The organism is Dehalobacter sp. MCB1 (assembly GCF_003590275.1).
Classification (GTDB): Bacteria; Bacillota; Desulfitobacteriia; order Desulfitobacteriales; family Syntrophobotulaceae; genus Dehalobacter.
Map to the genome: position 1 here is coordinate 64,334 of NZ_LXPC01000005.1, position 25,556 is coordinate 89,889.

At 43.5% G+C, this 25,556-nt stretch carries 28 protein-coding genes; 26 read left to right on the forward strand and 2 right to left on the reverse strand.

Annotated elements, in window-relative coordinates; translation table 11 throughout:
* The first annotated feature begins 17 nt into the window (after positions 1 to 17).
* From A7K50_RS03545 to A7K50_RS03560, 4 genes are read left to right on the forward strand one after another with little or no spacing between them, the layout of a single operon-like run.
* Positions 18 to 833: a protein-glutamate O-methyltransferase CheR gene (locus tag A7K50_RS03545; protein ID WP_119774655.1), complete on the forward strand. Its 816-nt coding sequence runs from the start codon at positions 18 to 20 to the stop codon at positions 831 to 833.
* 22 nt (positions 834 to 855) lie between these two features.
* Positions 856 to 1,875 (forward strand): chemotaxis response regulator protein-glutamate methylesterase, encoded by a 1,020-nt coding sequence (locus tag A7K50_RS03550; protein ID WP_119774656.1) that lies wholly within the window; start codon positions 856 to 858, stop codon positions 1,873 to 1,875.
* 13 nt (positions 1,876 to 1,888) lie between these two features.
* On the forward strand, positions 1,889 to 5,710 hold the full coding sequence (locus tag A7K50_RS03555) for a PAS domain S-box protein (protein WP_119774657.1): 3,822 nt from the start codon (positions 1,889 to 1,891) through the stop codon (positions 5,708 to 5,710).
* Between the two features lie 56 nt (positions 5,711 to 5,766).
* Positions 5,767 to 6,177 carry a response regulator gene (locus A7K50_RS03560; protein ID WP_119774658.1) on the forward strand — a complete coding sequence of 137 codons (411 nt, stop codon included), beginning with the start codon at positions 5,767 to 5,769 and terminating at the stop codon, positions 6,175 to 6,177.
* A 13-nt stretch (positions 6,178 to 6,190) separates the two neighbouring features.
* Here the strand turns inward: A7K50_RS03560 and carB are convergent, their stop codons facing one another.
* Positions 6,191 to 9,415 (reverse strand): carbamoyl-phosphate synthase large subunit, encoded by a 3,225-nt coding sequence (gene carB / locus A7K50_RS03565; RefSeq protein WP_119774659.1) that lies wholly within the window; start codon positions 9,413 to 9,415, stop codon positions 6,191 to 6,193.
* A gap of 442 nt (positions 9,416 to 9,857) precedes the next feature.
* On the opposite strand from carB, the gene A7K50_RS03570 reads away from it, so the two are divergent.
* Positions 9,858 to 10,052 carry a hypothetical protein gene (locus A7K50_RS03570; protein WP_119774660.1) on the forward strand — a complete coding sequence of 65 codons (195 nt, stop codon included), beginning with the start codon at positions 9,858 to 9,860 and terminating at the stop codon, positions 10,050 to 10,052.
* 85 nt (positions 10,053 to 10,137) lie between these two features.
* Here the strand turns inward: A7K50_RS03570 and lexA are convergent, their stop codons facing one another.
* Positions 10,138 to 10,764, reverse strand: a complete 627-nt coding sequence (gene lexA, locus A7K50_RS03575; RefSeq protein WP_119774661.1) for a transcriptional repressor LexA — start codon at positions 10,762 to 10,764, stop codon at positions 10,138 to 10,140.
* A 186-nt stretch (positions 10,765 to 10,950) separates the two neighbouring features.
* Between lexA and A7K50_RS03580 the strand changes: the two genes are divergently transcribed.
* The 21 genes from A7K50_RS03580 (at position 10,951) to A7K50_RS03675 (ending at position 25,448) form a co-directional block, all read left to right on the forward strand.
* A complete protein-coding gene (locus A7K50_RS03580; protein ID WP_243103624.1) occupies positions 10,951 to 11,490 on the forward strand; it encodes a hypothetical protein in 540 nt (179 codons plus the stop codon).
* A 134-nt stretch (positions 11,491 to 11,624) separates the two neighbouring features.
* Positions 11,625 to 12,170, forward strand: coding sequence for a sigma-70 family RNA polymerase sigma factor (locus A7K50_RS03585; protein ID WP_119774662.1), 546 nt, complete (start codon positions 11,625 to 11,627; stop codon positions 12,168 to 12,170).
* A 117-nt stretch (positions 12,171 to 12,287) separates the two neighbouring features.
* Positions 12,288 to 12,995 carry a M23 family metallopeptidase gene (locus A7K50_RS03590; protein ID WP_119774663.1) on the forward strand — a complete coding sequence of 236 codons (708 nt, stop codon included), beginning with the start codon at positions 12,288 to 12,290 and terminating at the stop codon, positions 12,993 to 12,995.
* Between the two features lie 10 nt (positions 12,996 to 13,005).
* Complete coding sequence (locus A7K50_RS03595) at positions 13,006 to 13,437, forward strand: hypothetical protein (RefSeq protein ID WP_020492192.1); 432 nt, start codon at positions 13,006 to 13,008, stop codon at positions 13,435 to 13,437.
* A 262-nt stretch (positions 13,438 to 13,699) separates the two neighbouring features.
* A complete protein-coding gene (locus tag A7K50_RS03600) occupies positions 13,700 to 14,137 on the forward strand; it encodes a DUF6838 family protein (RefSeq protein ID WP_119774664.1) in 438 nt (145 codons plus the stop codon).
* Between the two features lie 97 nt (positions 14,138 to 14,234).
* A complete protein-coding gene (locus tag A7K50_RS03605) occupies positions 14,235 to 15,299 on the forward strand; it encodes a phage tail sheath subtilisin-like domain-containing protein (protein ID WP_119774665.1) in 1,065 nt (354 codons plus the stop codon).
* A gap of 43 nt (positions 15,300 to 15,342) precedes the next feature.
* Positions 15,343 to 15,789, forward strand: coding sequence for a phage tail tube protein (locus A7K50_RS03610; RefSeq protein WP_119774666.1), 447 nt, complete (start codon positions 15,343 to 15,345; stop codon positions 15,787 to 15,789).
* 291 nt (positions 15,790 to 16,080) lie between these two features.
* Positions 16,081 to 16,485: an XkdN-like protein gene (locus tag A7K50_RS03615; RefSeq protein ID WP_119774667.1), complete on the forward strand. Its 405-nt coding sequence runs from the start codon at positions 16,081 to 16,083 to the stop codon at positions 16,483 to 16,485.
* A 23-nt stretch (positions 16,486 to 16,508) separates the two neighbouring features.
* Positions 16,509 to 16,637: a hypothetical protein gene (locus A7K50_RS14440; protein ID WP_020492197.1), complete on the forward strand. Its 129-nt coding sequence runs from the start codon at positions 16,509 to 16,511 to the stop codon at positions 16,635 to 16,637.
* 112 nt (positions 16,638 to 16,749) lie between these two features.
* A complete protein-coding gene (locus A7K50_RS03620; RefSeq protein WP_158582034.1) occupies positions 16,750 to 17,664 on the forward strand; it encodes a hypothetical protein in 915 nt (304 codons plus the stop codon).
* Between the two features lie 20 nt (positions 17,665 to 17,684).
* The gene (locus A7K50_RS03625; protein WP_119774669.1) at positions 17,685 to 18,314 is read left to right on the forward strand and encodes a LysM peptidoglycan-binding domain-containing protein; all 630 of its coding nucleotides are present in this window, start codon (positions 17,685 to 17,687) and stop codon (positions 18,312 to 18,314) included.
* Positions 18,311 to 19,264 (forward strand): hypothetical protein, encoded by a 954-nt coding sequence (locus tag A7K50_RS03630; RefSeq protein ID WP_119774670.1) that lies wholly within the window; start codon positions 18,311 to 18,313, stop codon positions 19,262 to 19,264. The genes A7K50_RS03625 and A7K50_RS03630 overlap by 4 nt, the downstream gene beginning before the upstream one ends.
* A gap of 18 nt (positions 19,265 to 19,282) precedes the next feature.
* Positions 19,283 to 19,630: a DUF2577 family protein gene (locus A7K50_RS03635; protein WP_119774671.1), complete on the forward strand. Its 348-nt coding sequence runs from the start codon at positions 19,283 to 19,285 to the stop codon at positions 19,628 to 19,630.
* Positions 19,623 to 20,057 (forward strand): DUF2634 domain-containing protein, encoded by a 435-nt coding sequence (locus A7K50_RS03640; RefSeq protein WP_119774672.1) that lies wholly within the window; start codon positions 19,623 to 19,625, stop codon positions 20,055 to 20,057. The genes A7K50_RS03635 and A7K50_RS03640 overlap by 8 nt, the downstream gene beginning before the upstream one ends.
* On the forward strand, positions 20,044 to 21,111 hold the full coding sequence (locus tag A7K50_RS03645) for a baseplate J/gp47 family protein (RefSeq protein ID WP_119774673.1): 1,068 nt from the start codon (positions 20,044 to 20,046) through the stop codon (positions 21,109 to 21,111). The genes A7K50_RS03640 and A7K50_RS03645 overlap by 14 nt, the downstream gene beginning before the upstream one ends.
* Complete coding sequence (locus tag A7K50_RS03650; protein WP_119774674.1) at positions 21,108 to 21,683, forward strand: putative phage tail protein; 576 nt, start codon at positions 21,108 to 21,110, stop codon at positions 21,681 to 21,683. Before A7K50_RS03645 ends, A7K50_RS03650 begins: the two co-directional genes overlap by 4 nt.
* 33 nt (positions 21,684 to 21,716) lie before the next feature.
* On the forward strand, positions 21,717 to 23,600 hold the full coding sequence (locus tag A7K50_RS03655; RefSeq protein WP_119774675.1) for a hypothetical protein: 1,884 nt from the start codon (positions 21,717 to 21,719) through the stop codon (positions 23,598 to 23,600).
* A gap of 6 nt (positions 23,601 to 23,606) precedes the next feature.
* On the forward strand, positions 23,607 to 24,284 hold the full coding sequence (locus A7K50_RS14145) for a hypothetical protein (protein WP_199698218.1): 678 nt from the start codon (positions 23,607 to 23,609) through the stop codon (positions 24,282 to 24,284).
* A 5-nt stretch (positions 24,285 to 24,289) separates the two neighbouring features.
* Entirely contained in the window at positions 24,290 to 24,550 is a 261-nt protein-coding gene (locus tag A7K50_RS03665; RefSeq protein ID WP_243103625.1) for a hypothetical protein, read from the forward strand.
* Between the two features lie 128 nt (positions 24,551 to 24,678).
* On the forward strand, positions 24,679 to 25,056 hold the full coding sequence (locus tag A7K50_RS03670) for a hypothetical protein (RefSeq protein ID WP_119774676.1): 378 nt from the start codon (positions 24,679 to 24,681) through the stop codon (positions 25,054 to 25,056).
* A 23-nt stretch (positions 25,057 to 25,079) separates the two neighbouring features.
* Positions 25,080 to 25,448: a hypothetical protein gene (locus A7K50_RS03675; protein WP_020492207.1), complete on the forward strand. Its 369-nt coding sequence runs from the start codon at positions 25,080 to 25,082 to the stop codon at positions 25,446 to 25,448.
* Positions 25,449 to 25,556: the final 108 nt, after the last annotated feature.

Genomic DNA, 25,556 nt, shown 5'->3' on the forward strand with positions numbered 1-25,556 from the left:
GAAGATGGTGGTCTGTTATGATAACGATAACGGAAAAAGAATTTGTGAAGTTTGCAGCGTATATCGAAGCCAATTATGGGATTCATCTGAAAAAAGAAAAGCAATCGCTGATTAACGGCAGGCTGCAGGGTGTCCTTATCGAGAACGGCTTTAAAAGTTTCTCGGAATATTACGATTTCATTACTTCACATAACGGTGGGGAGGCCATGACCACCTTTATTAATAAGATTACCACCAACCATACATTTTTTATGCGGGAAGCGGAGCATTTTACTTTCTTAAAAGAGAACGTTCTGCCTAGACTGGCGGCCCATTGTCGAGATAAGGATCTGCGGATCTGGAGCGCGGCGTGCTCCAGCGGTGAAGAACCGTATACCCTCGCGATGATCATTGATGAGTTTTTTGGCAAGGAAAAAGTCTGGTGGGATACGAAGATTCTCGCAACCGACATTTCCAGCAAAGCCTTAACGATTGCCAGAAATGGCGAATACGCCAATGATAAGATTGCGGCACTGCCAGCACTGTGGAGAACAAATTATTTTAGAAAGCTCGACAGGGAAAATGCGATTGTTGTAGAAAAAATTAAAAATGAAGTAATTTTCAGGAACTTTAATCTGATAGAAAAGGTATTTCCTTTTAAAAAGAAGTTCCATGTGATTTTCTGCCGGAATGTGATGATTTATTTTGACGGGCCGACCAAAGAACAGCTTGTCCAGAAATTCTATGACATGACGGAGTATGGCGGCTACCTGTTCATCGGACATTCCGAATCGCTTAACAAAGATACAACCCAATATAAATATGTCATGCCAGCCGTATACAGAAAAGAATAATATTTAGAAGTAGGTTGATATCATGGCCAAAAAAAAGATTAGGGTTTTAATTGTAGATGATTCCATTGTCTTCCGGGAGGTTCTGGCCAGAGGAATCGCCAGCGACCCGGAGATCGAAGTCGTGGGTATGGCCGCAGACCCGTTTGAAGCCAGGGATAAAATTCTGGAAGTTGAACCGGACGTCATGACTTGTGATGTCGAGATGCCCAAAATGAACGGCATTGAATTTATCCGCAAGCTGCTGCCGCAGTACCCGATCCCGGTGATTGTGATCAGCACGGTAAGCGATGCTGTCTTTGATGCGCTGAATGCAGGGGCTGTCGAGTTTGTCGGCAAGCCGGATATGAATGCCGCACAAAGAGTGGAAAATTTTCTAAATGAGTTAAAGATCAAGATCAAGGTGGCTTCAGTCGCACGGATATTTCCGTCGCTAAAGGATACGGCGGAAAAAATCGAAAACCAGCTTGTCGATCATTCCGAAAAGATCATTGCGATCGGGGCTTCCACTGGGGGAACAGAAGCTGTCTGCAGCATCCTGAAGCGGCTGCCTGCCAATATACCGGGGATCGTGGTTGTTCAGCACATTCCTCCTGTTTTTTCCCGGATGTTTGCCGAGCGGCTGAATAACCAGACCAAACTGAAGGTCAAGGAAGCCCGGACCGGAGATTACCTGGAACAGGGAATGGCCCTGGTTGCACCCGGCGACCAGCATGTCAAAATCAAAAAGATAGCGAATAGGTACAGGATCGAGTGTTTCACAGGAGAAAAGGTCAACGGCCATTGTCCTTCCGTCGATGTCTTATTTGAATCCGTGGCTAAGGAAGCAGGCAAAAATGCGCTGGGTGTTATTTTAACCGGTATGGGATATGACGGGGCTAAGGGACTCTTGCAGATGAGAAGAAAAGGGGCCAGAACGATCGGTCAGGACCGGGATTCCTGCGTGGTTTACGGTATGCCGAAAGTCGCTTATGATATCGGGGCCGTTGAAAGACAAACTTCTTTAATGAACATTCCCCAGTTGATTTGTACGATGTTGAAGTAAGGAATAAGGGCCAATGAATAAAAGCAAAAAAAGCTACAATGTCACAACAAATGAAATGGCGTTAGCTTTGGCATGTATTGGAGATGGTGTCGTGTATACGGATCATCTGGGAACCATTTTATACATCAATGATTCCACTGCCAAGCTTTCGGGCTGGCTTCCGGAAGAGGTTCAGGGCAAAACATTTGAAGAAGTCTTTCCGGTGATTAATAATGAAACCAAAGAAATAATGGATTCTCCGATCGAGCTGACCATTAGGAAAAAGAAAGCTCTGGGCTTAAAAAACCATTCGGCATTGATCAAAAAAGATGGCCAAATCATCTGTATTTCGGCAAGCAGTTCCCCAGTGATCGAACAAGACGGTGAAGTCAGAGGGGTCATCTTTGTTTTCAGGGACATCACTAGAATCAAAGAAATTGAAAACAACTATAAAAATGAAGCAGAAAATTTTAGGACGATCTTTTATTCGTCCCCGGTCAATATGGTCATTGTCGATGAGCAGACATACATCAGCCACGTAAACAATGCGGCGCTCAAATTGATGCATGTGCAAGAACAAGATGTACTTGGTAAAACATTCGGACAGGCTTTCAAATGTGCAGTCGGCTTTGAAGATCCCAGGGGCTGTGGCTACGCAGTGAAATGCAAACAGTGTGAGATTAAACGTGCCGGCTTGCGGGCACTAAAAAACAATGAATCTATCGAGGGGCTTGAGTTCTCCCAGACATTTATTCTTGGCGGCAAAACAAAACAATTATGGTTCCAAGTCAGCATCTCTCCGCTGATGGTAGACGGCAAAAGAAATATTGTAATAGCCTTAAATGATATCACTGAAGAAAAAGTACTGAAAACGTCGTTGGTAAAGTCCCACGATTTTCAGCTGAAACTGTTGGATTATTTTCCGGTTTCCATATGGCGTTCCGCAGAAAAAGAAATAACTTACGTGAACAAAAATCTGCTGGATTTTACGGGTATGAGTTTTGAAGAGTGTATGGGCAGTAAATGGTTATCAGCTTTACATCCAAAAGACAGAGCCGCTTATAAAAAAATTATAAAAAATGCACAAGCAAATCAGACATCTTTTGAATATGAGCTTCGCCTAAGACATTATGACGGGGAGTATCGATGGTGTCTCAGTTCCGGCGGCCCATACTATGACCTTGAAGGTGAGTATGCCGGACTAATCGGTATTATTCTGGACATCACCGACAGAAAAATTGCTGAAGACGCTTTAAAACGCTATCAACTGTTGTCGGAGAATGCCAGAGATATAATCCTGTTCGTTTCACAGGATGGGAAAATTCTCGAAGCCAACAAAGCAGCTTTGAAAGCTTATGGCTATGATCATCATGAGATTGTGCAAAAAACAGTTTTTGATTTTGCAGAAGATGTAACGTTTGCCAGAGAACAACTGAAGATTGCCGTGGAAAAAGGACTCTTTATCGAAACAAACACGAAACGGAAAGACGGAAGTATAGTTCCTGTTGAAGTGAGCGCACAGACCACGATGATCAATGGTCAACAGGTATTGTTGTGCGTGCTTAGAGAAATAACCGAACGTAAAAAAATTGAAAAACAGCTGCAGGACAGCGAAACACGTTATCGGAATTTATATAACAATGTTACGGATGCAATCTATATCGTTGAAATTATTGAGAATGACGATCGGATCGGGAAAATAATTGAAGTCAATGATATTACCTGTCAAAGACTTGGTTATACGAGAGAGGAACTCTTTCAGCTATATCTGCCGGATATCGTTAAATACGATACGAAAAATCAAATTGAACAATTGGAAAAGCTGATACAGCAGGGATTCGATACAGCCGAACATGTGCATGTCACTAAAGACGGAAGGGAGATCCCGGTTGAAGTCAGTGCACATCTGATAAATACTAACGGCAAAACATGCATATATTCCCTGGCGCGGGATATATCCGAGCGGAGAGCTTCGGAGCGGGCGCTAATCGAGAGTGAAGAAAAATTCCGAAGCGTCTTTGAAAATGCCAAAGATGCCATTTTCCTGGAGCAAGTCAATGAAAAAGGTGAAATCACGATTGTCGAAGTGAATGAAGTCGCCTGCAAAGGACTCGAATATACGCGGGATGAGCTGATCGGACATTCGCCAAAGATAATCTCTAGAATAGGCAAAGCGGAAGTGGATATATTAATGACTCAAGTTCGAAATTATCAAACCTATGTGTTTGAAGATATCCATATTTCCAAAAATGGCAGAGAAATTCCCGTTGAGATCAATATACGGCAATTTAAACTTAATCATATAGACTATCTCATTCTCATTGCACGGGATATTACGGAGAGAAAAAAGAATGAGGAAATATTTATCAAGGCCAAAGAAGAAGCTGAAGCTGCGAATCGGGCCAAAAGTGAATTTCTCGCCAACATGAGTCATGAGATCCGGACGCCGGTGAACGGCATTAACGGAATGATTGATTTAACGCTGGCCACGGACTTGAATCCTGAACAACGGGATAACCTCGAAACGGCCAAAATCTGTGCCAACTCCCTGTTGGCGTTAATCAGTGATATCCTCGATTTTTCCAAGATTGAGGCCAGGAAACTCGTTGTTGAAAACATCAATTTTGACATGCATGATCTGCTTGAGAAGAATTCGAAGGTGCATACGCTACGGGCCAGTAAAAAGGGGCTTCAATTAACGTATGATCTCGATCCTAGCATCCCGAAGTATCTGATCGGTGATCCGAATAGACTTAGGCAGGTCCTAAATAACCTGGTTGATAACGCGATAAAATTCACGGATACCGGTAAAATATTTGTCACTGTAAACGACGTTCTGAAGACAGATCAGGACATTGAACTGAAATTTGCTGTTCAGGATACCGGAATAGGTATTTCCGAAGAAGATCAGACCTTCCTGTTCAAAACATTTACCCAAGTCGATAGTTCTATTACCCGAAAATATGGCGGAACAGGCCTGGGGTTGGCAATTTCCAAGCAGCTAGTCGAGCTAATGGGTGGGACCATGCAGGTAAGCAGTCAAAAAGGAAGAGGAAGCACGTTCTATTTTACGATCAAATTTAAAATAGGAATAAAAAGCAAGACGGTACCGTTCCTTAGACCTGACATCAGCCCAATCATCCGGCCTTTGCATATTCTTCTTGCTGAAGATGATGAGGTAAGTCAAGTCTTTCTTCGCCGCATGCTGAAGGAAAGGGGCCATCAGGTCGATACTGCAGACAATGGTTTGGAGGTCCTGGATCTTTTTAAGAAAAAAAAATATGACCTGATCCTGATGGATATCCAGATGCCCGTGATGGATGGGATAGAAGCAACGAAGATTATCAGAGAATCTGAAGGCAGCCGAACCCATACACCAATTATTGCAGTATCTGCCTATGCGTTGCAGGGTGACGAACAAAGGTTTCTGGCGATGGGAATGGATAGTTATCTGGCAAAACCGATTGACATCAATGGTCTGATGGAAAAAATTAGTTTTGTGGGTCGAGACCGGCAAGAGTTTCCGGATAAGGTTGAGCTTGGGGACCATGGCGAAATTATTTTTACAAATAAATCTGGGAATAAAGACACTGAACATTATACTTCGGTAATGCAGGAAATCGAGCATTGCGTTAAAGAACTCGACGATCATTTTGAGAGCATGCAATATGAAGCCATAGAATCGATTGCCAATCGGCTGAAAAACCTGTGCAATCAGATCGAAGCAGATGAATTAAAATTCTGTGCTTTTAAAATCGAATTGGCGAGAAGAAAAAATAATATTGAGGATGAGATTGAGTACTTCAGCTTATTTAAAGAAGCGTATGATGTTTTTAAAAAGTCACTTAGCAATTAAGTTATAAGCTATTAGGCAATGAAGTACGAAATAACGACGTAATAGGAGGGATTGGGATGTTAAAGATACTCATAGCTGAAGATGATTTAGCCAGCAGAAAATATTTGTACAAATTATTATCAGAATATGGTGAGTGCGATCTGGTTGTTGACGGACTGGAAGCAATCGATGCTTATCTGATGTCGCTTAAGGAAGAGAGCCCTTATGAGCTGATCTGTCTTGATGTCATGATGCCGAAAGTTGATGGAGTCAGGGCGTTAAAGGCTATTCGTGATCTGGAAATACAAAAAGGGGTTCCACGTGAAAAACAAGCCAAGATCATCATGACGACCGTTCTGGCTGAATCGGATTTTGTGCAAAAGGCCTTTGAATATGGGTGTGACGCGTATGCATCCAAACCCATTGATTCCGTCAAATTTCTGGAAGTCATGGAAAAGCTAAAGCTTGTGAAGAATAAAAATTCTTAATAGGACGCCTGCGTTACCCTTTAATTTCGGCATGGTATTCCTGCAGGGACTTTAAGGTTATTCCAGATGCGCCATTCGCGTCATAGGCGGCAATGCCTTTGACGCTTGCCGCGGCAGCGGTCATCGTGGTGATATACGGGACCTTATACTTGATTGCCGCTTTGCGGATATAGGCATCTGCATGTTTGCTGCGTTTGCCGGACGGCGAATTGATCACCAGATGGATTTCCTTGTTGGTGATACTGTCCACGATGTTCGGACGGCCTTCATACAGCTTCTTGATTCTTTCGGCTTCGATTCCGTTCTGCAGCAGGAATTTGTGGGTCCCTTCTGTAGCCATGATCTTAAAGCCGGTCTGAGCAAAACTCCTGGCCACCTCGAGTGCGGCAGGCTTATCGTCGTCATTGACGCTGATCAGCACAGTACCTGATTCCGGCAGCGGGGACTTGGTTGCTTCCTGTGCTTTGTAGTAGGCTAGACCAAACGAATCGGCCAGGCCGAGTACTTCGCCGGTCGAACGCATTTCCGGTCCGAGTACAGGGTCAACTTCGGTAAACATATTAAACGGGAAAACTGCTTCCTTGACTCCGAAATAAGGTACTGTTTTGGAAGTCAAGTTTTTAACGGATGTTTCCTTACCGTCATTGACAGCCATCATAATTTCGGTCGCAATACGGGCCATGGAAATATTACAGACTTTGGACACGAGTGGTACGGTCCTTGAAGCTCTCGGATTTGCTTCCAAGACATAAACCTTGTCGTCGGCGATTGCATACTGCATGTTCATCAGCCCGATAACGTTCATCTCTTTGGCAATTTTTTTCGTGTATTCCACAATCGTTGCGAGGTGCTTTTCAGGGATGCTGATCGGCGGAATGACGCAGGCCGAGTCTCCAGAGTGGATACCGGCCAGCTCGATATGTTCCATGACGGTAGGTACAAAAGCATCCTTGCCGTCCGCGATCGCGTCGGCCTCCGCTTCGATCGCATTGCTCAGGAAACGGTCGATTAGAATCGGCCGGTCGGGCGTCACGCCTACCGCAGCTGCCATGTAACGGCTTAGCATCTCTGCGTCGTGAACAACTTCCATACCACGTCCACCCAGAACAAACGAAGGACGGACCATCAGAGGATAACCAATCCGGTCAGCGATAACAAGCGCCTCTTCCAGGTTGACGGCCATTCCGGATTCCGGCATCGGAATATCCAGCTTTTCCATCATCTTACGGAACAAATCGCGGTCTTCAGCCAGCGCGATGGTTTCCGGGGTTGTGCCGAGAATCTTGACACCGGCTTTTTTGAGCTCATCTGCAATGTTCAGTGGGGTCTGGCCGCCAAACTGCACGATTACGCCAAGTGGTTTTTCTTTTTCGTAGATGCTCAGGACATCTTCAACGGTAAGTGGTTCAAAATATAGTTTATCGGAGGTATCGTAGTCCGTAGAAACCGTTTCGGGATTGCAGTTTACGATGACAGTCTCATAGCCAAGATCACGCAGCGCAAAGGCGGTATGCACGCAGCAGTAGTCAAACTCTATGCCCTGACCGATGCGGTTCGGTCCGCCACCGAGGATCATTACCTTTGGCTGGTTGCTGCTTGTGGTCTTGTCGGGAGCATTATAGGTAGAGAAATAATAGTAGGCATCTTCAACGCCACTTACTGGGACAGCTTCCCAGCCTTCCACTACCCCCAGAGCAACTCTCTGTTTACGAATTTCCGCTTCACTTAAGTTTAAGAGCATTGCAAGGTAACGGTCTGCAAAGCCGTCCTTTTTGGCCTGAGTCAGCAGTTCATCCGGCAGCTTTTGGCCGCTGTATTTTAAGATCTCTTCTTCCAGCATTACAAGTTCTTTCATTTGCTGCAGGAAGTAAGGCTTGATATAGGTCAAAGCGTACAGATCATGGATATCTGCGCCTTTGCGCAGCGCTTCGTAAAGGATAAACTGACGCTCGCTGGTCGGTTCGGCCAGCATGGCCATCAGTTCTTCCAGAGACCGCTGATGGAAATCTTTCGCAAAGCCCAGGCCGTAACGGTTGATCTCGAGAGAGCGAATGGATTTTTGCAGCGCTTCTTTGTAGTTTTTCCCGATACTCATGACTTCACCGACGGCGCGCATCTGAGTTCCAAGCTTGTCCACTGAACCCGGGAATTTTTCGAAGGCCCAGCGCGCATACTTGATAACAACGTAGTCGCCTGAAGGTGTGTATTTGTCCAGAGAGCCGTCTCTCCAGTACGGGATTTCGTCCAGGGTCAGCCCTGCCGCCAGCATGGAAGAGATCAGCGCAATCGGCAAACCTGTTGCTTTGGAGGCCAATGCTGAGGATCGGGAAGTACGCGGGTTGATCTCAATGATGACAACCCTACCGGTCTTCGGATCATGCGCAAACTGCACATTGGTGCCGCCAATGACTTCAATGGCTTCGACGACAGAATAAGAATATTTTTGCAGGCGCTCCTGAAGCTCGGGACTGATCGTCAGCATTGGGGCCGAACAAAAGGAATCGCCGGTGTGGACACCAATTGCATCAATATTTTCAATAAAACATACGGTGATCATCTGGTTTTTGGCATCACGGATGACTTCAAGCTCGAGTTCTTCCCAGCCAAGTACGGATTCTTCCACCAGGATCTGACCGACCAGGCTTGCGGCAATACCGCGGCTCGCAATCACGTTCAGTTCTTCAGCATTGTAAACCAGACCACCGCCGGTTCCGCCCATGGTGTAAGCCGGGCGGATAACCACCGGATACCCTAGTTCCTGGGCAATCGCTTCAGCCTCTTCTACGCTGTAGGCTGCTTTACTGAGGGGCATTTCAATACCGAGCCTGTTCATGGTTTCTTTGAAAGCAATTCGGTCTTCACCACGTTCAATCGCATCCAGCTGAACACCAATGACTTTGACGTTATACTTCGTAAGAACGCCTGCCTGATGCAGCTCGGAGGAAAGGTTCAAGGCCGACTGACCGCCCAAATTTGGCAGCAGGGCATCGGGACGTTCCTTGGCGATGATTTTCGTCAGACTTTCAAGGTTTAATGGTTCGATATAGGTGACATCAGCAATTCCGGGGTCTGTCATGATGGTGGCAGGATTGGAATTGACCAGTACGATCTTGTAGCCCAGTTTGCGAAGCGCTTTACAGGCCTGGGTCCCCGAATAGTCAAACTCGCAGGCTTGTCCAATCACAATGGGACCTGACCCAATAATCAGGATACTATTAATATCGGTCCTTTTTGGCATGTTGTATTTCCTTTCTTTATAAAAAATAAAGCTGAAATCCTCATAGCCATTTTATCAAAAAAAAGAGAATAAGATGATTCTTTTTATAAAGAATTATGTATTCTATATACATAATAATTATTAATCACCAGGATCTGGCAACCGGTTAAACGTCAACGCAGTATTTGATCTTAGGACGAAAGTACTATCCTAAGGTCATTTTTTTATGAAAATCAAGTATTTCTACAATTTTCGCAGGAAGTAAATGGTATAATTACTTTTACTCATTAAGATTTTGAGCCAAATACGAAGGGAGGAGATACATATAAATTTTTAGTCAATTTCAACATGAAGATCTGTCTTAACAAAATTGACATTAATAAAAAAGTTATAGCTTCACGGCAGTAAAACCATTAATATTTCCTTTCATGGTCTTCTTTTACATCAGGAGGAGGAAATTATTATGAAGATAAGAGTTTGGATCATTGACTGCATGGGGGAAAAAGCCAGACTCTGCCTGTCTGAGGATGACAATACACCGGAAATATTAGCAGGACCAAAAGTCTTTGAAAATAAAAAAATGCTTGTTGAAGCAATCATCTATACAAAAAAGGAAGCAAGAAAATACTTATCTAGAAATAAGCCGATGGATCAATAGTAAACGGCTTATTTCCCAAGCAAAAGACTTCGTTTCAAATTAAATGAAACGAAGTCTTTTGCTTTTTCATTCTTCTTTTGCTTTTTTAAAAAATATCTTTGATAACTTTGAACACAACACCAACAATTTCAACATGATCAGGTTCTAACGCTCGGTAGGCAGGGTTGGCCGGTTCCAGCGTAATTCTATCATCAACCTTGTAGAACCTTTTGCAGGTTACTTCTTCCCCGTTGATCCTAGCTATCACTGTCTGTCCGTTTTGGGCGGTTTGCTGTTTTCTTACCAGCACGAGGTCGCCGTTATTGATTTCTAAATCAATCATAGAATCGCCTCTAATCTTCAGGGCAAAGACCAATTCATCTTCACGGACAAACGAACGGGGAACAGGCAAATAATCTTCAATGTCTTCAAAAGGAATGGCTGGGGTTCCGGCGGGGACTCGGCCGACAATTGGAACCATAGCAAGATCAGGAATAGTATGTCCGTTATTAAAATTTGGCAGTTCGTTCATCGCAGGGTTATTACCCAGCAGGCTATCCAGAGAGACCCCAAAGAAATCAGAAATTTTTTGCAGAAATTTATAATCCGGTTCTCTTAAACCAAGTTCATACAAAGACAAAGCTGAACGCGACACTTCCAGGTGTAAGGCCAACTGGTTCTGCGTAATTTTCTTCGTCCCACGCAAATATTTTAAAGTTTCACCAAAATCCACATCATCACCTCTAAGAAAATATTCTACTCTACAATGAGTAGCAATTCAATAGGACAAAATGTAAATAACAACATAAAATTCCAAAAATATAAGTTGACTGCTACAAAATGTAGCAATATAATTAATATACGCTTTGAATTGGAACGTAAGAACATTTGGTTCCGGACAAAAAAGGGGTGTGAAGTTTTGCGGAAATCACAGATAACAGACACAGAGGATATGCTGAAAAATTACTATCGAAGCTTGAATGAATTGTGGGTGAAAAAGGGGATTATTAAAAACCTTAGAAAAAATGCTGAGGAGATCAGAAATATTTTGCTGGATGTCAATGAACTGGTACCCTCTAAAGGGATCGTTGCACGATATATGGCTGTTTCAGGCGGTTGTATGTACGTTTGCGATAGGACTGCGCAAAACTATTATGAATTTACTTCATCCGTAGAAAAATTTGAGAAGAGATTAGCTGCGTTGCTGCACCGCAGTGCCAAACTGAAGATTCAGATCATCTATCTTGAATCAGCCATTGAAGGGATTACTTATGTCTTAAGTTTACTTGACCCTGTTGACCGGACAATATGTGAGAAGTGTTACGGTCTTAAGGAGCACAGCAATCTTCAAATTGCCAAAGAACTTCGAATGGACGAAAAAACAATTCGGTGCAGAAGGAAAAAAATTAATCAGAAGCTCAGTCTTTACCTGCAGGACCGTTTGTGTGTGAATCAATAATCAGACGATGCAAAGAGATTTCCGAACTTTTTCCTGGCTTTTGCCGAATTAATCCTTGAAAATAACGTATGCTTGTTACAGTGGAAGTATTCTCCATAAAGAACATACACGAACAACTGGAGAGGAGAGTGAACATGAACGACACCGCTATGAAAGGTATGGAAGCCGCCTTGCAAAGCTATTACCGGAAATTAGATGAACTGCAGGTCAAGAAAAGAGCTTTGGAAGCAGTGGAAAAGAATGCCGAAGATATCAGAAGAATATTATTGGATGTAAATCAGCTTATTCCTTCCAAAGGAACAGTTTCGAGCTATCGTCCCGTCCTGGGAGGAGGAAACGGCCTGATCTGTGATCCAACTGCGCAAGCTTATGCGGAATTTACACGCTCCATGGAAAAATCGCAAAGGGAGCTTGTGATTTTGCTTGAAAAAAAGATTAGGCTAAAAATGGAGATCATGCATCTGGAATCTTCCATTGAGGGGATTGGTTTTGCGCTAAACTTGCTGGATCCCGTGGAACGAATGATTTGTGAACAGTATTATGGTTTAAAAAGAAAAAGTAATTTGCAAATCGGACTGGCATTGAATATGGACGAAAAGACCATAAGATATCGCCGGAAAAACATTAACCAGAAACTTAGGGATTATTTGAAAGTAAAACACCTTGTTAAGTCCGGCTAATCGCACAAGAATGAGACAAGCCACATATTAATGTATAAGACCTGATACTTTATGAATATTTATCTAATGAAGGACAGGTCTTATTTTCTTTGGTCTATCGGAAAGGTGGGAAAGCGGATGATGCCTTTAAAATCAGCAAGCGTATCTTACCCCTATGGTGTCAGAAACAGTGTATATGGTAAAGGTTATCACCAGGGAATTGATCTGATTTCAGAAAATAAAGTGATATATGCTGTTGTTGCAGGCACTGTCATTAAGGCAGCCTATGCCGGTGGTCAGGGTGCAGATCCGACAGGGTGGGGAAATTACGTTATCCTGAGAACCAGGAATGGCAATTACGATCTGATCCATGCCCATCTTGCCTCCATGAAGGTGACCCGCGGACAGACACTCAATGAAGGAACCATTCTCGGTATGATGGGCAGAACCGGAAACACCACCGGCCCTCATCTTCATTTTGAGGTCAGGAGAGCGCCGTGGACAAACAATCATGAAATTGATCCAGCTGTGTTTCTAGGGATGGAGAATGAAGAAGGGCCTGTAAAAAGTCTTTCTGCGAATTCAAGTGAGGAGGGAAAAAAGATGGTTCAAAATATCATTTTATGTAATCCGGGTCCGGATGAGAGAGCAGCAGCTTATCTGGCAGATTATCTGAAGGCACCGGTATGTTACCTTGCGAATGTGACAAAAGAGTTTATTGACTGTGCAGAAAAAGTTTATGTGATCGGCAACAATTATCAGGTAGTAGCAAAATCAATCAATATCATCGGCATGGATCGCTACGATACCTGCCAAAAAGTGCTTGATCTATGTAAAGGAAAGTAAGGAGGAAGTTATGGATACGATTACGTTGCCCCAGACTTTTTTTACCCTGCAGGATCTTTCATCACTCGGTGGTACAGTAATTGCTGTCTACGTCATTGTATCTTTCCTGAAAGATTACCTGAAAATATTGGGAAAGAGAATTTCCAAAGACGGGTCAGGGGACTGGATCGTGCGTCCGTCCTCTGTCCTGATTTCCTTCCTGATTATTATTTGGACACTGGTCATTCGGGAAGAAGTTAGTGCTGAAAACATTGGACTGGCCGTCATTAATGCTTTTCTTGTTGCGTTGATCGCCGGAGCCGCGCATGACTATATTGTGGCTCCAACGAAGGAGAAAGCTGTTTTGCAGGCCATGGATAAAGAGAATTTGAGAAATAATCTCGAAAACCAAGGATCATCTGAGGCAAAAAACATATCTAATTCAAATAACATATCTGGATAATAAGGTTTTTAACGGATAAAGTTTTCCGAACTTTTTCCGGTTATTTGCCGATTTTGAAGCAAGATTTCGGGTATGCTGAGTACAGTGAGAATCACACCAAACATAGTTTGGTAACTTAATTGGAACGTCCTTGTAAGGGCGTTTTTATTTTAAGTATTAAAACGGAGTGCTGGAAACGGCGGGTACGATGCAATCCAGAAGGCAGGGAGGGGCCGGGGTGCATAAAATATAGATTTGGTGGAAAGGAGGTAAGAACAAAAAAATGCAAGCAATCATTGATGCGGTCAGCAGTCTGGTCCAGACCGCTTATCCGGATTATGACATCTATCTGGAAGAGATACAGGAAGGCTTTAGCAGACCTTCTTTTTCTGTGGTCTTTATTCAGGAAACACAGACAGATAAGAACCAGCGTTTTTATGCCCGAAACATTATTTTATATGTCATTTTTAATGCGGCGTTGAATGCCAATAACAACCCTGACAAAGCGATGCAGTATACAGTCTACGAAAACATCCGGGAGTTATTCAGCAGCGGTTTCTTCAGTGTCGGGGATAGGAAAATCAAGATCCGGCAAATCACCGGAGGACCGAAAGGAAAAGAAATTTATCTTGGATTTAACCTTGATACCACCGAAAGCAGACCGGAGCCTTCCGGACAGGCTGAGCTAGCCGGAAGTATGCAAATTCAGTTTGATATGTAAACACGTTTTTGAGAGGGTATAAACGTTTTTAATTGTAACCTGTTTTAATTAAAGTAGTCAGATTAATGAAATTGGAAATAAAAAGGAGGCAAAAAATATGCCATTACCCAAAATCAACATTTTGTTTCAGGAGGCTGCAAACACAGCCATCCTCCGAGGAGAGCGCGGAATTGTGGCGCTAATCCTGAAAGATAGTGTCCACAACGGAGCCAATGTCTACGAAACGAGCAGTGATATTCCCGCAGATCTCAGCACCGCGAACAAGGAACAGCTCCAGCTGGCCTTTACCGGCGGGGTGAATCCACCGCTGAAGCTGTTGGTCTATATCCTACCAACCACAGCCGAGAATTACACGGATGCCCAGACCTATTTGGAAGGGTCGCAATGGAACTATCTAACAGTCCCTGGGATCAGCTCGGTTGATGCCGCTTCAATGGCAACCTGGCTCAAAGGCTTAAGGGACACGCAGAACCTCAGAGTTAAAGCCGTTCTGCCGAATGCGGCTGCCGACCACGAAGGAATTATCAATTTTGCCACAGATAGTATCGTGATCGGCGGATCCACATACAGCGCGGCAAATTACTGCTCCAGGATTGCTGGGATTTTGGCAGGAAATCCGCTTTCAATCAGTTCGACGTTCCAGGTCTTGTCCGAAGTTGACGATGTTCCGCATTTAACAAACAGTCAGTTTGACACGGCGATCGATGCCGGGAAACTGGTGCTGATGAATGATGGAGAAAAGGTGAAGATTGCGCGCGCTGTCAACAGTCTGACTACGACGACTGCGGATAAAGGTGCAGCCTTTAAGAAGATTAAGCTTGTGGATATCATGGATATGATCTATGCCGATATTAAGAAGACCACGAATGATGCGTATATTGGGAAACTGCCTAATACCTATGACAATAAATGCCTGCTGATTACCGCGATCCGGGCCTACTACGAATCTCTGGAAAATCAGCAACTGTTGGACCGTGGAAAAAATTCTGTCGATATCGACATTACTGCCCAGAAAACTTATCTGCAGTCCGCCGGGGTAGATACCAGTACGATGACAGATCAGCAAATCAAAGAGGCCAATACCGGAGACAAGATCTTCCTTTCCGGACCGATCAAAATCGTGGATGCGATCGAAGACTTTGAACTGAAAATCAGCATCTAGTAGATAGATATTTATTTATAAATAAGAAAAGGGGAGAAAAATTATGGCACTGAGTCCCGATAGAATTATGAACGGAACCCATGGCGAAATTTGGCTGGATGATGAAAAGGTGGCTGAATGCAGCGGCCTTCAGGCCAAGATTAATCTGATGAAAAGTGATGTTCAGATCTGTGGCCGAATGGCAAAAGGATATAAGGTCACCGGATGGGAAGGCAAAGGAAGCCTGAAGCTTCATAAGGTTTCCAGCCGGATGATCAATAAGATCGCGCAGGACATCAAAAATGGCAAGGGAACCACCTGCACGATTGTTTCCAAGCTGGCCGATCCCGATGCCTATGGTTCGGAACGTATTGTCCTAAAGAACGTGATGTTTGACGAAGTGTCCCTGGCTGACTGGGAAGCAGGAAAAAACGGTGAGGAAACGATCCCGTTTACCTTCAGCGATTTTGATTTGCTGGATGTGATTGATCCTGCGCTGGTTCAAGCGTAGAAAAATTTTGTTAGTTTTTTCAACAGTGATACATTTGTTTTTTTTGGGTAGTCACCGTAATGGATGGCCGCTTTCGGTCGTTGTGTCATCCTTGACACAAAATCCCGCGCTTCGCATCGTGCTCCGCTTGACGCTGGCCATCCATTACGGAGACTCAATCAGAGGTCAGTGCAAGCTGTACTTTGAAATTCCGGCTAGAAAAGATTTGCATGCTCAGCTACCGCGCCAACGCTGGGCAAGGCTTATCTTGGGTGTCGGAAAGTAAAATAGATATGAAAGGAATTAAAAAAAATGAATACATTGGAACTGCTGTTAAAAGCAGATACAGATCAATTCAAGCTTCCAATTCGGAAAGTTGAAATACCAAGACTCTCCGCCTTGTTTGGCGGTCAGGCGGTATTTACCTGTCAAGCGTTATCGCCGTCTAAATATAATGAAATCCAGGAAGCCGCTGCTGACTTTACCAATAGCCAGATTCAGGGGATCGACATGGGAGAAGTCCAGATGGCCACGGTACTGGCAGGTGTGATTGAGCCGAATTTAAAAGATAAGGAGCTTATGGCCCATTTTAAAGTTCCCACACCGGCTGAGCTAGTAAAAAAACTGCTGCTTCCGGGTGAGATTGTAATGATTTTCAATGTTATTTCCGAAATTAGCGGCTTCGGAGACGACGTGATTAAAGAAATAAAAAACTAATCAGCACGGATGGCTGGGCAGAAATGCTGTACTACTATTGGGTAACCAAAGGCATCCGTCCATCCGTGCTTGCCTCGCTGCCGTATGGAGAAAAGCTTGTAATCAGGGCGTTTTATGAGAAGGAGATTCGGGAATTAAAAGTTGAACAATAAATAATACCTTGGATTATCGAGGTTTATGCCAGAAAACGAGTACTCTTGATGCTAAAGTTTATTTATTGTTAAAAATATTATTAAATGCTTTATAAGAACAATTGAAAGCTAGGTGATTATTTTGCAAGATACAACTTTAAGGGGGAATTTTTTACAGGAATTAAGCAAAGGTCAGAAATATCGCAGTAACCTAATAAATTCTAATCCATATTTTAATCGCTATGCGTTATACAATAATATTGAAAACCAAAAAAATAAATCTCCTTCTCAAAAAAAACAATCTAAACCGACGCATCTAGGCAGCTTTATCATTGATAATATACAAAGAATGTATTCTATTTTTGACGATTGGCTTTCTGAAACCGCTTTAAAAGAACTGAAAAAATCCCAGAAATTTTTTGTGAAAGGTCATACTAAACCGTTAACTATTCTTCCACAAATAATGTATGAGATAGCTACGGCAAAAAAGGAAAAAGGCACACTTGGATTTAAGGACAAACTTGAAATTTTCGGAAAGGTTGGATTGAGCTCCATATTTGAAGGGATTTTTTCAAGTTTAGTAAAACAAATGATAAAACAAATTCCCAAAATATTAGTGGGGAGACTGGGAACGCTAGGTGCTTCCCTTGGGTTTGCAGGGTTATTAGGCAGCCTTGCAGTGAATCCCTTAGCGCTAGCGGTTATATCAGTTGTTGTCGGATCAATTGCTGCAACAATAATAGATAATTTGCTACAAAAACTATTTAATTCAACAGGGATAGGAGTTGTTGGTCAAGGGAAAAAAAATAATACGAAACAATTTGCCATCGGCATCCCCCGCGTCCCTTATGATAACTATCCTGCCCTCCTGCATGAAGGCGAATCTGTTCTGACCAAAAGAGAAACCAACAATATACGCTCAGGTTTTGGTTCGGTCAGCATCGCTAAACTTTCGGACACGATCATTGTTCGTGAACAGGCCGATATCGACAGGGTCGCTAATGCCCTTGTCGGTAAAATTAAGATGGCAGCTGTAAATATGGCTTAGCAGTAGGGAGGTAAATCACATTGGAATTTTGGCTCAAGAACTACAATAATACAGAGACACTGCAGCTTCCGATCCCGCCGTCCTCCTTTGATATTACTCAGGGCAATCTGAATACAACAGTTAACATACAGGATGCAGGGGAAATCAACCTGATCGGCAAAGAAAAGCTGGCGACAATCACCTTGAACTCTTTCTTTCCCAAGGAAGAGTATTATTTTTGCCAGTATAGCGGATTCCCGTCTCCTTATGACTGTGTTGGTCGCATTGAAAGCTGGAGGAAGTCTGGGAAACCGGTCAGACTGATCATTACATCAACGGACATCAATATTTCGGCGTCCATTGAGAGATTTCAATACGGCGAAAAGGGAGAAGGTACCGGAGATGTTTATTTCATACTTGAACTGAAGGAATATCGGCAAATCACTGCGCAGACGGAATCAACAACATCTTCGACAAGTCCATCGCAATCCCAAAACTCCAGATCATCCGACAGAAATGTGCCCCCATCCTACATCGTAAAATCAGGAGATACTTTGTGGGCTATTGCTAAAAGGTTCTATGGCGATGGAGCAAAGTATCCAACTCTGGCAGCGAAGAACAACATCAAGAATCCAAATCTGATCTATGCCGGGCAGGTGCTGAAGCTATGAAAATCTATTTGATTGAACCCAGCCAAAGGACCGACATCACCCAGCTAATCAAAAAAATTGTCTGGAGCGGAGATGAAAAACAAGCAGCCCGAAAGATGGAACTTGAAGTGACCGCCTCAACGGATGAAAACATCCCGAAAATAAGCTTAAGCCCGGGCAACATGCTCAAACTGTTGGATGATAACGGAGTTGAGCTGTTTGCAGGGGTTATTTTTTACCAGGAAAGATCCAGGTCAAACCATATGATCCGCGTGACGGCCTATGACAGCTTAATTTACTTACTTAAATCTAAAGCAACCTATAACTTTAAGAAGACTACGGCTGAATCGATTGCAGCCAGGATCGCCAGTGATTTTGTTCTTTCAGTCGGGGAACTCAAGAAAACCGGTATCATCCAAAACCTGCTTGTCAATGCGCAAAGTCCGTATGAGATTATTACAGCGGCTTATACAGCAGCGGGCAAGCAAAACGGCAAAAGATACAACGTCCAAATGCAGAATGGAAAGTTGTTTGTACTCGAAAAAGGGACGATTACAGCGATTACAGCATCTCTAGTTATTGGGTCGAATCTGAATATTACGGATGCCACTTATTCTGAAAGTATTGAAAATATGATCAACCGGGTCATGATCTATAACGATAATGGAGACAGTCTGGGTAAAGTCGAGAGCCAAGAATGGATGAAGAAATACGGTGTTCTTCAGGAAATTTATCAAAAGGAAGCCGGCAGCGATCCAAAAACTGTAGCGAAAAGCATGCTGAAAGGATTGGAACGGAACGGAAATATTTCCGTCCTGGGGAACAGTGAATGTCTTACCGGTAAATCAGTAAAGATTCTAGAACCGTTTACAGGACTCAAGGGGTTGTTTGAAATCGCGACGGATGCCCATACCTGGCAGGATGGCAGCTATATGATGGACCTCGGGCTGAAATTCAGCAATATCGAATAAGCAAACAGGAGGATCAACATGGAACCAAAAAACCCCTATTCAGAACTGGTAATGCTTATACAGGATCAGGGATCAAAGTATAATCCACCCTATATCTGTATCGGCCAGGTGACAAATCCACCGCCGAAGCTCCGGATTAAAATGGGGGACCTGCAGCTGGATTCAGAAAACTTGCTAATGTCCGATGTCCTTCTTGATCATGACCGTCAGGCTATCCTAACCACAACCGAAGGTTACGGCGAAACGACGGAGGGCGTACTTCAGATTGAGAGTTGTCTGCAAAAAGGTGCTCTGGTCGCTTTACTTCCTTTAGAAAGAGAGCAAACCTATATCGTCTTAAGCAAGGTGGTGAGCCCAAATGGGTGAATCAATTTTCCCATTTATTCTGGAAACAGTTACAAAGGAAAATTCCACAGCAAGCAATCAAACAACCATACAGAGGGAGTACGCCTGGGATTTCGACCGCGACTGTTTTCAATTGGTCGACGGAAAGCTAAGCACCGTAACCGGGCAGGATGCAGTGAAAATCTGGGCGATGAAAGCCTTGCGGGTACCAAGATGTAGATATCTGGCGTACTCCTGGGATTACGGTCACGAACTGGAAAACCTTTTTGGCCAAAGTCTGAGTAAAGAGGCGACCCTGAGTGAAGCAAAACGGTACATCTCTGAGGCTTTACTTGTCAATCCAAACATTACAGAAGTAAAAAATCTTAATGTTAATTTGGAGAATGCAACATTAAAAGTTACATGTGCACTCGTAACAGATTATGGAGAGGTGAATGTCGTTGTTTGAAGCACAAACTTATGAGGAAATCCTGCAAAGGCTAAAAAGCAAAGTACCTTCCGAGATAGATACTACGGAAGGCAGTTTTATTCATGATGCTTTGTCCCCTGCAGCGTTGGAAATCGCCCAGCTGTATACCAGTCTGGATTTAGTTTTGACTCTGGCTTTTGCACAGACGACCAGCGGCCAATATCTCGATTACAGGGCTGGAGAACATGGGCTGACCAGAAAGGCTGCTGTAAAGGCAGCCGGAATCGTCAAAGTCACAGGGAATCCGGGTGTAGCAATCGGCCAGGGAACAATCTTTTTGACCGACGGTGGAATTGGATTTGAATCGACCAAGGCAGCAGTTATCCAGGACAATGGGTCAGTCGATATTTCTGTTCAGGCAGCGGAGGAGGGAATCACAGGCAATGTTCCTGCAGGGGCAGTCAAAACATTGCAGGTTGCTCTTCAGGGGGTCACGGAAATCACGAATGAAAGCGCGATAACCGGAGGGACAGATCAGGAAAGCGATGAAGACCTTCTTTCCAGGCTGTTGCTGAAAGTACGGAATCCGGCGACGAGCGGCAATGCAGCACATTACCTGCAATGGGCCGGAGAGGTAAGCGGAGTCGGCGATGCCAAGGTTTTTCCATTGTGGGATGGAGCCGGGACCGTCAAGGTAGTTATCGTGGATTCGGAGAAAATACCGGCTGAAGCAGAGATAGTGGTAGCCGCAGCGGCGTATATTGAGTCAATGAGACCAGTCGGGGCCGAGGTGACGGTTGAATCAGCTGCCGGAGTCGATATCAATGTGGCGGCGACTGTCACCCTCGCAGAAAACTATACGCTCGGACAAGTGACAGATTCTTTTCGGGCACTATTGACGGATCACCTGAAAGATATCGCTTTTAAACAGGATTATGTTAGTTTTGCCAGGATCGGCAGTACACTGCTCGAGACCCCCGGGATATTGGACCATACCGGACTTATGGTTAACGGAGGAACAGCGAATATTGCGATCGGTATTACCTTTGATAACTGCCAAGTCGCAGTAGCTGGGACGGTGACGCTGGCATGAGTGACCGGATAACCATCGTCAAATCCTATCTTCCTAACTGGCTAACGGAGAAGGAGCCGATCAAATCGGTATTGGAATCCTTTGGACGGGATACCGGCCTGGCGGAAGACGCTGTCAAGGATGTCCTTTCCCAATGTTTTGTTGATACGGCGACCTGGGGCATCAAATACTGGGAAGAGTATCTTGGAATTTCTGTAAATGAAAGCAAACCGTTAAGCTACAGGCAGAGTGTTGTTAAAGCCAAACTTAGGGGTGCCGGTACGACCACAGCTGCGTTAATCGAAGCAACGGCCGAAAGCTATCAAAATGGGAATGTCGATGTCCTGGACCTCCCAGGGCAGAACAAAGTGCAGATCAAGTTTGCCGGTATTTACGGTATTCCCCCAAATATGTCCGATTTTCAGCCAGCGATTAATCGGGCCATTCCAGCGCACCTCATGGTCGAGTATCTGTATACGTATCTGACCTGGTTAGCGTTGAATGGGGCAGGGCTAAGCTGGGCTGAGCTGGATGCAGCCCAATTCACCTGGGCGAAATTTGAAACCTGGAATCCGGAGCAGGAACCAATCTGAAATGAACAATAAAGGACAAAGGAGCGAAGAAGAATGCCGGAATATACGACTCAATTTAACTTACCGAAATCATTGGCCAATGAAAACGTCAGTTTGGCCGCACATAATAGTTTGGTGGAGGCAATTGATACCAATATTGGGAATGCGTTAGCGGAGCATAAGGCGGATTATGTATACCAAACAGCAGGAGGAACGGCTACAGCAATTACTCTTACAAACGTAATTTTGGAAGATGGACACCCCAAAACATTTATTGCTTCAGCAAATAATAATGGAGCTGCCACAACCATAAACAACAAACCGTTATACAAGCCTAACACTACAGATACACCAAGCCTTGTCACTGGCAAGGCTTATACCATTTGGTACGATGAAATCGGTGACTGTTTTTTTATCAAAGCTAGTGGTGAGGGAACTGCCGTTGTCAGTCACGTACTAGCCGGAGATACATTTACAAATGACAACGGAACTTATACAGGAACTATGCCCAACAGAGCTGGAGAAACAGCCGCACTTTCTAGTGCTGTTTCTGGAACAACCTTAAAATTGCTTGCTTCAGAAGGGTACAGGGATGGTGTGGATGACAAGGTAACAATAACGGATGCTGATTTTGTGGCGGCAAACATTAAGGCAGGTGTATCTATATTTGGTGTAACAGGAATGCTTCCAGAACCGCTTGGTAGTATTATTGGTAGTTATGAGGTTACAGACAATACGATTGAGACTGGTGATTTGGTCAAATTTATCAATGAAAAAGCGTCTCCCGTTAGCGCAACTTATCAAGTATCAAACACTGTAGTTAATTCAGCATATTCACAGGCAATAAGCGCAGTTTTAATTGACGATTATAAAATACTTGTGTCCTATGTTGAACAATTAAGCAGCTACACTATGAAAGTTGTTGTTTTAACAATAACGGGTTTAACTGTAACTGTAGGCACTCCGGTGACAACAAGCGTCGCTTATTGCCTCGGTACATCACTAGCAAAACTGGATACAAATAAAGCTGTTCTCTTGTATTTTACACAACCAAATAATTATTATGTATATGCAAGAGTAATAACGGTTTCAGGTACAACGCCTACACTTAATACCGCGTTAAACTTGTATACAGATGGCACATACATGGCAAGTAGTTTAAGTCTTAGATTAATAGACACAAACAAGTTAATTTGCAGCTGGGCATATAATACAACCGTTGCAACGTGTACATTGAGTTGTACCGATACAACATTGACAAATGGAACAATCTTTAATTCTGCGACAGACGGTTATCAAGGTGGCACAACGCTTAGTATATTATCAACAACAAAAGCCTTGTTAATATATGAATCGTTTGTGTCAACAACTTACTATATACGAGCAAAAGTTTTAACGGTATCTGATACAAGTATATCAGGAGGAACGGCAGTTAATATTGACACTCACACCGCCAGTTTTAATATACTTGATCGTGGCTCACTTCCTTTAGATTCTAGTCGCGTTATATTTGCTTATAAAGATGTTAGCAATAGTAATTACGGTACAGCGGTTATTTTAAGTATTTCTGATACGAATATTATAGTTAATACATCTGTTGTTTTTGAAAGTAGCATGACAGTTCAAGACCTTGCTATTGCATTATTTGATACTAACGTTGTTAGGGTAACTTATGGTTATACAAGTAAAACAATTTTGTTTATTATAAATAATGTGACAATTAGTGTCGGAACTGCAAGCACATACACAACAAATAGTACATCTATGGAAATCCTTATTAAAATGCAAAGTGCAAAATATTTTGTTGTTATTAGAAATGACAGTAGTAATAACGGTTATTTGACAGTTTCCGATATAACTTTCATTAAAAAGGGTGAGGGTGTTGCTGTAAATGGCGGTACGATTGGACAGACAATTACATGTTACGATTGGAGGTAATTAAATATGATTTTGGTCGAAAATGAAATAGTTATATCCATTATGGATTCTTATGAACAGAAAGAGAATGGTAAATTGATCAATGGCTGCATCTATCCAATGGGTGAGGTTTTTGACGTCGAAGCACCTTCTGAAGTCGCTCCCCAAAAATACTGTTACAGCAAATCACGGGGATTTTATCTCAGCCAGAATTATGTCGAACGTAAAACTCCAGAGCAAGAACTTATTGATTTAAAGAAGAATCTTGGAGAAATGCCGCCAATTACTCCCCCAGTAACATTTGTTGACTATCAGGAAAATAAGCTCTATGAGCTTTCAAAAGCGTGCAAAGAAGCAATCTACGCGGGTATTGATGTTACAACTTCGCAGGGAGTTGAACACTTTTCTTTGAAGGAAGAAGATCAGATGAACCTTTCTGCTATCGGTATCGAGCTGGCAGGCGGAGCTACAGGCTTCCCTTATCATGCTGACAGTACATTATGCAGGAACTTTTCTGCTGAGGAGCTTTCAGCAATTATTGCTGCCGGGAAAGCTCATGTCACTTATAATACAACATATTATAATTACTTAGCCGCATGGGTAAAGCGTTGTACGACTATCGAAGAAGTGACAGCCATAACCTACAGAAGCCAGTTGCCGGAAGACATGCTTACAAACATGAACACCCTGCTCGGAATTGGGTGATCATTATGATTAAGAAGCAGTTGTTCCTTTTCTTTATCCTGGGGATGACTTACCTGACAATGGAGGGCTTCGCCAGAGGTTGGACAAATATATCAATGCTTTTCGTCTGCGGTACAGCTACGGTGCTAGTTGGCCAACTAAACTATCATTTGAAGTATTACAGCCTCAAAATTTGGCAACAATGCCTCATCGGGACCGTCATCGTTCTGGCGGTTGAATTTTTATCCGGGATGATCCTCAATGTTTGGCTCGGCCTTGGGATATAGGATTGTACCGAGAAACAGGGAAATGTCTATGGTCAGATATGCCCTCGATTCGCTATCCTTTGGTTTTTTCTGATGCCCTTTAATGTCTGGCTGGATGATTTATAAAGTTTATTAGGAGGTCAACCATAATGCCGTTCTTCACCCCGAAACTCTATCTAAAAAAACCCACCGAAACAGAACAGATGGAGCTAAGAGACTATAACGACAACCTGGATGTGATCGACAATGCGCTTACGGAACATTTTTCGGACCGGATAGCGCATTTGGAATGTTTAAGCCTGTATAAGCTCAACAAAGACGCTTTTGGTGTCTTTGTTGAGCTGCAGTGGAAACGGGAGAATGGGACGCTTGCCAAGCGGTCGGTCTTCAGCGGGGGAACTCCGCCGTATTATTCCGTCCGGACGGATACCTATTATCACGAAGACGGCGTAACCGCCAAGGCAATCAAGACCTATCTCCTGACCTATGACCAGGACAATACTCTGATCAGCGAGGTGTTGCAATAAGAAAAAGAAGGGAGGAAAGGGTCATGGCTGTCAACGGGATTGAGAAGAGAAAGAAAGGACTGGAAGAAAGATTGAAGGATCATGAAGAGACACTCCAGAAGCATGATGAGCGGCTGGCTATTTTGGAATCTTCCTCTGTACTGGAATCCAAACGGCTAGACAGTTTGTGCGAGCAGTTAATGGAGTTTAGCTTTGATATTAAGGAGATGCTTAGCAGTCACGACGAAAGGATGAAAGAGCAGGAGATGGAGTGCGTCAAAAAAGAAAAAGATATTGAAAGCCTGGCAGCTTCAGTTAAAGGAATCCTGTCAATTCTCAGATGGACTGCTACGACAGTATTCCTCCTGCTTGCAGGCTTTTTTATCTGGTACATTCAAATACTGCCCGCTTAGCCAGAAGAAAAGCTGAGCGGACTTCTTTTTCAAGTTGAATATACAAGTTATTTTTTTAACAAAAAGGAATTGCCTTAATTGCGTCGAATACCAAATAAAGTACAAATA